2 protein-coding genes are annotated in these 6622 nt (G+C 69.5%); both read right to left on the reverse strand.

The annotated features are described in order from the left end of the window. Positions 1-120: 120 nt before the first annotated feature. A complete protein-coding gene (locus tag ACGFH9_RS27365; protein WP_393224688.1) occupies positions 121-6309 on the reverse strand; it encodes a S8 family serine peptidase in 6189 nt (2062 codons plus the stop codon). A 14-nt stretch (positions 6310-6323) separates the two neighbouring features. Continuing rightward, the gene (locus ACGFH9_RS27370; protein WP_393224690.1) at positions 6324-6476 is read right to left on the reverse strand and encodes a hypothetical protein; all 153 of its coding nucleotides are present in this window, start codon (positions 6474-6476) and stop codon (positions 6324-6326) included. Positions 6477-6622 lie beyond the last annotated feature (146 nt).

Below are 6622 nucleotides of genomic sequence, written 5' to 3' on the forward strand. Positions count from 1 at the left end.
AGATAAAATTCCAGCAGAAGGCTGGCTTCCCATCAAGGGCGTAAAGATCGGCGCAGCGCGTGCCGGTAACGTCAGAGCCTCCCCGGCGACGTCGCCGGGGAGGCTCTGGCCAGCGAGCGGCTATCTCTTCAGGCGCGGGTCCTCCTGCACCTTCAGGGCGTTGAGGATCGGGTCGCCCTCGCCCTTCTCGCGGGTGAACTGGATCGTCAGATCGCCACCGGTGTGCTCGACCGTGACCGTGTTCGTGTCCGCGCTCAGCGCACCGACCTTCGCCTGCACGTCGTGGTCGTAGAGCACGACCTTGCCGTCGGCCAGCACATCGAAGGCACGCTTGCCGACCTTGACCTTCTCGATCTCCGCGAAGTCGAGGCCGATCCGGTACGTCCCGGCGGGGGCGTTCTTGAACACGTAGCTGAACGTGTCGCCGGTCCGCTGGGTGCGGAACAGCGCGTCGTCACTCGTACCCGCGATGTCGGCCTTGGTGGTGTGCGCCTTGCCGCCGACGTAGCCCCAGGGCCGCGAGCCGAGTGCCTGGTCGGGCGCCCAGAAGAAGCCCGAGGCGTCGACGTACCCCGACCCGCCCGCGTCCACGCCCTTCCAGTAGGCCGACGTCGCCAGGCGGACCGGCCGGAGCTGGGTCTCACCTTTGCCGGCGTTGGACGACACGAGCACGTCCCCGACGAGTACGCCGGGCTTGATGCCGGCGTTGTCGGCCGTCACCGTGACCGTGGTGGACGTGCCAGGCGCGACCGTGACCGTGCCGGTTGCGGCCGCGCCCGTGAGGGTGAGCCAGGGAAGGTCGGCGGCCTCGTGTCCGCCGTCGCTGGTGCGCTTCTGCTCGCCGACCCGCACCTGGAGGGGGGCGGAGCCGGTGTTGGCGACGGTGACGTCGGCCGTCGCCTTCTGGCCCTTGTCGAGGAGCCAGTCGAGCTCGGCACCGGTGACGGTGGCGATGCCCGTGGTCAACGCCGTGTCGACCACCTCGGCCTGGTCCTTCCTGGCGATCGTCACGGGGTGGCTGGCGGTGACGTAGTTCGGCGCCTCGACCTGCACGGTGTTCCCGCCGACCAGTGCCTGGGCCTTCCACCGGCCCTTGACGTCGGTGGTGATGACCCGTTCGCCGGCCGGCCCCTTGAGCGTGACCATCGCGCCGTCGATCGGCTTGCCGTCGTTCTTGTCGGTGACGGTGCCCTCGATCGTGCCCGCGGCCGGAATGGTGTACTCCAGCCCCAACCCGGCCCGCAGGATTGGCTGGTCGAAGGAGAACTGGCCGGCGGGGTTGCGCGTCAGGCTCTCCACGCCGATCGTCGCCGACGAGCCCTTGGTGAGGGGGTTGTCGCCGCCCACGCCGTCGCCGTACCCGATCTGGATCCGTCCGTCGGCGATCAGGGTGACCGAGAAGCTGACGCGAGCCGTCGGGTCACTGTAGAAGGCGACGTTGCGCCACTCGACGACCTGCGCCGCCGCCCCGTCGACCTCGGTGGTGCCGAAGTAGATGCCCGCCTCGTCGTCGACCACGAAATCGTCCCAGAACGGATAGATCGCATCGATCGGGTACGTCGACGGCAGCGCCGTGTTGCCCCCCGAGGTGTTGACGCGGTCGAAGGTCAGAGCGCCGTTCGTCGTCACGCACACGCCGTCCCAGGCCGTGTCGTAGAACGGCTGGAGGTAGTCGGCGTCGAACCACAGCACGCCGCAGAGGTCGTCGCCGTGCCACCCGGACTCCTGGGTGCCCTGGCGGTAGAGCCCCTCGGTCACCTTCATCGTGTACGAGCGGCCGGCGGGAGCCACCGGCACGGGGCCCGGGTCCGGCTGCTCGGGCTGCGGCTCCTCTTCCGCCGCGTCCGCCCGTGGGTCGAGCGTCACCCGCAGCGCGGCGATGCTCGGGGCCTTCAGGCCCTTCGAGCCGCGCAGCTCCACGGTCAGCGGACCGCCCTCGTGCTGCACGACAGCCTTACGCCAGTCGGCGGCGTTCGGCCCCACGGCCGCGGCCGTGTCGTACGCGTAGTCCGTCAGGGCCCCGTCGATCAGGACGTCGAACACCCGCTTCCCCCTGGCCGCCTTGTCGATCTCGGCAAATCCGAGGTCGACGGCGTAGGTGCCCTTCGGCGCGTCTGGGAAGCGGTAGGACAGCTGCTTGTCCGCCGAGGTGCGTTGCGACTGAAACAGCAGGTCGTCCGTTGTGCCGCCGATCGCGGCCTTCGTGGAGGTGACCTTCGTCTTGCCCTCGTACCCCCACGCCTTCTTGCCGGCGGGCTGGTCGGCCGACCAGGTGAAGCCGGCGCCGTCGGTGAGCTTCGCGCCGCCGGCGTTGACCCCGACCTGGTACTTCGTGGTCGTGAGCGTCACCGGGACGTACGTCTTGGACTGACGCCCGGAGTCGGACCGTACGACGATGTTCGCGCCGAGGACCCCGGGCTTGGCTCCCTTCGAGGAGATCGAGACCTTGACGGTCGTCGACTGACCGGGGGCGAGGGTGCCGCCGTTCGAGGAGAGCGACAGCCACGGCAGGTCGGTGATCAGGTCGTCCTCGACGTCGACGAGCACGACGTCGTCGGCGATCTGGTCGGCCGCCCACAGCGCGCCGGTGGAGTCGGTCTCGAGGCCGCCGCCCTGGCCGGCCTTCTGACCCGGGAACCACCACGCGTTCACCAGTGAGCAGTCGTCGGGGTCGACCTGCAGCAGGCGGGTGGGCCGGTTCGAGGTGAGGTCGGTGTACCAGATGGTGTCGGACGCCTGGTTGTAGGCCAGACCCATCACCTCCGACAGCGGCGGGGTGCAGAAGGACAGCAGCGCGCCCGGGTTGTCGTGCGAGGTGCCGGCGACGGTCCCGATCATGCCGTTCGCCCGGCCACCGACGTAGAAGACGTCGTCCGTCGGGTTGTAGGCGAGACCGGTCAACTGCAACGTGGACCAGTCACCCTTGATCTGCCTCGTCTCCTTGCCGGTGTCCCGGTTGAAGCAGTGGATGAAGCTGGCCGGGCTGTCCTCCATCTGGCACATGTCACCGGTCTTGGTGTCCAGCGCCATGTCGAACGCCCGGTACGCGGGGTTCCACGCCGCGTCGAAGACCTTCGACGTCTTCCTGCCCGTCACCGTGTAGGCGGTGTTGGTCCGCGCGTTGTAGTCGTGGACCCAGACGTCGCCGTCGTACCCGATGCCGGAGGGCTCCTTCTCCGCGATCGTGCCCGGGATGGCGATCCGGGTGATGACGTCGCCGCCGGAGGTCGCGCCGACCTTGGCGGCCGCCTGTGCCTCGGCGGTGCTCGACGTCGCCGTCTTGCCGTCGACGTTCGACGGCTTCATGCCGCTCGCACCGGCCTTCCACGCGGCGAGGTCGATCGTGCTGGCCGCGCCCGTGCCGGTGCGTCCGGTGGCGCCGGCGGCGTCGAGCTCGGGGTGCCGTGCGGCTTCGCCCAGGTTGTACGTCAGGGGAGCGGAACCGTTGTTGGTCAGCGTCAGCGAGCCCGTGCCGTTCTGGTCGGTGCCCAGCAGCGCATCGAGGCCGTCGGCCTTCAGGCCGGCGACACCCGTGACCAGGCGCGCGTCGATCGTGGCCTTCGCGTAGAGCTTCTTCAGCGAGAAGGGGTACGACCCGGTCGTGTAGTTCGGCGCCTCGACAGTCATCGTGTAATCGCCGACGGGAAGCTGGCGGTGCACGATGCCCGTTCCGTTCGTGGTGACGGTCTCGACGAGTCCGTCCTTCGTGCTGAGGGTGACCTTTGCGCCGGCAACCGGCTGCCCGTCGTTCTTGTCGACGACAGTCGCGTCCAGGTAGCCGAAGTCCGGCAGGTCGTAGGTGACGATCATCCCGTCCCGCAGAACCGGGGCGTGGTCGGAGAACCGGATGCCGTCGACGCCGGCCCAGCCCTGGATGCCGGTGACGCCGTTCGCGCCGGCGGTCACCGGGTCGTCGGTTCCGACGCCGTCGCCGTACCCGAAGATCATCGTGCCCGAGCGGGTGAACGTGGCCGAGAAGGTGACCGGTTCCGTGTACTCCGAGCGGGTGGGGTAGGCCCAGAGCTTGGCCTTGCGGTACTCGACGACGAACGCGTCCTCACCGTTGACCTTGGTGGCGGCCGTGAAGACACCGCCGCCGGGGGCGAACTCGACGGGGGTCTCCAGGTAGAACGGGAAGGCGCCCGCACCGCCGTAGTCGGGGCCGGTGCTGGCGTCCGGGGCGATGACGCCGCGCAGGCCGACGCCGAGGGTGTCGTGGCTGCCGTTGTACAGCGTGATCGGGAACGGCAGCTGCACCGTCGCCCACACACCACTGCCGAACGTGACCGGCTCGGTGCCACGCAGGTACTCGCCCTTGGAGACGGCGCAGCTGTAGCCGCCCTTGTCGACGACGAGGCCGACCGGGATCTCGGACGGCTCGTTCTGCGCGCCGACGGTCAGCGGAACCGTCGCGGGGGAGAAGCAGGCGTTGGGCTTGACGGTCAGCTTGTACGCGTCCTCGGGGACACCGGCGATCGTGAACGCGCCGTTGGCGTCCGTGCGCACCGGCTTCAGCGGCGTGTCCGTGACGGAGACGTCGGCGTTCGGGACGGGCTGCTTCTTGTCGTCGAGGACCCGGCCGCTGATGTCGTGCCTGGTGGCGGCCGTGAGTGGCAGCTTGACCGAGGTGTCCTGGCCGAGGGAGACGCTGACCGTGGCGGTCGCCGTCAGGTAGCCGAAGACCTTGGTGCTGAGTTGGTAGTCGCCCACCGGGAGGTTCGTGGTGAACCGGCCGTCCTTGTCGGTGCCGATCGACCGGCTGAACGGCCCGCTGATCGTCACGTCGGCGGCGGGGACTCCGGCGCCGTCGGCGGTGACGACACCGGTGAGGGTGCCGCCCTTGCGGGGCGCCAGTTCGAGCAGGCGGACGAGGTCGAGCCGACCCTCGCCGTACTTGTTGTTGACCTCGGCGGTGCCGCCGCACTCGGTGTCGTCGACGTTGGTGGCCGACTCGGCGAGCAGGCGACGGGTCTCGTCGACCTGCCCGATCAGCGTCGGGTCGTAGCTCCAGAGCGCCGCGACCGCGCCGGCGACGTGCGGTGACGCCATCGACGTACCGGCCATCTCGACATAGCTGTTGTTCGGATAGGACGAGCGGACGTTGACACCCGGCGCGGAGATCTCGGGCTTGATCCGGCCTCCTTCACCCTCGCCCTTGCGGGAGAACGACGCGATCGTGCCGTCCTCGGCGTAGGCGCCGACGGAGTAGGCGCTCGCAGCGGAACCCGGCGAGGAGACCGTGTCACAGGCCGCGTACGGCGAGGTGTTTCCTGACGACCAGGTGCTGAAGATGCCCGCCGCGGTCCAGGCCTCGTCGACGGCCTGGAAGAAGTCGTCGAAGTCGTGCTCGACGGTCTGTCCCCACGAGTTGTTGACCACGTGCGGACGCTTGGCCGGGTCGGGGTTGTTCCCCGCGAGGTCGGTCGGGGCGAGCAGCCACCAGCCGGAGCGCAGCAGCGACTCGACACCGGTGCTGTCACAGCAGCCGTTCGTCGCGATCCACTGCGCGTCCGGGGCCACGCCGACGTGGTCGGTGCCGTCGACGCCGACCATGGTGCCCATGGTGTGCGTGCCGTGTCCGTTGTCGTCGCACGGCGCGCCCGTGCACGAGCCCCGGGTGGCCATCCAGTTGTAGTTGTGGTCGACGGTGCCGTCCGGCTTCGCGCCCCGGTACTGGTGCATGAGGGCGGGGTGGTCGAACTGGACGCCCGAGTCGAGGTTGGACACCGTGATGCCGGCGCCGGTGGCGCCCATGGCCCAGGCCTGCGGGGCGTGGATGGCGTCCAGACCCCACGTGACGGTGTCGTCCGCGCCCTTCTTCGGGGTGGCGGGGCGGGCAGCCCGGTCAGTGGGGATCCTCTCGTCCACCGGCTCGACCAGGGCGACCTGCGGCGTCGCGTGGATCTCGGCGACCTGCACCCGTGCGGCGACGTCGAGGGCGAGCTTCTCGCTGCCACCCTTGACGAGCACGGCGTTGGCGATCGGGTAGGAGGTGTACTTCACCCCGGCCCGGTCGAGTTCGGTGGAGACGGACGCCAGGGAGTCCTTCGACGCCGCGGCCAGCGTGTCGTAGACGAAGCGACCACGGGCGGTCCAGTCGGCGATCTTCTTCGCCGGCCCGAGGTCGGCCCTGGTCTGGAACGTGATCCAGAAGTCGGAGGCCGGCTGCGTGCGGAATCGGTCCTTCAGGGTCGGCGCGATCTTGGCGGCCGGGCCGGGGTCCGGCTCGGCTGCGGACGCCGGTATCGGGTGGAGGATGCTCAGACCGACCGCTGCGGCAAGCGTTGCCGCGAGGGTGGTGAATCTCATGGGGGTCCTTCCGCCTACAGGGGTTGGTAGGGGTCGTGGCTCTCGTGGTCGTCGGCGCCGTGCGTGTCGGCGGCGTCGCGGGCGCTGTCGTGCGGCTCCCGCGGCAGCTCGAGAGGTGGCGGATGGTCGATGGTGGCGTCGTCACGCACGACGGGTCGCTCAGGCATGCATTGCCCACCGGCTATGGATCATGGAGTCATGCTCGGCGGAGACACCTGGCCTTAGACCGTGTGTCAGTTGGGTTTGTTGCTGGTCAACAGGTTGAGTCGGTCGGCGCGGCGGTAGCAGATGAGAGCGCAGGCCAGGCGCAGGA

The sequence above is a fragment of the Micromonospora sp. NPDC049102 genome (assembly GCF_043197485.1).
GTDB lineage: Bacteria > Actinomycetota > Actinomycetes > Mycobacteriales > Micromonosporaceae > Micromonospora.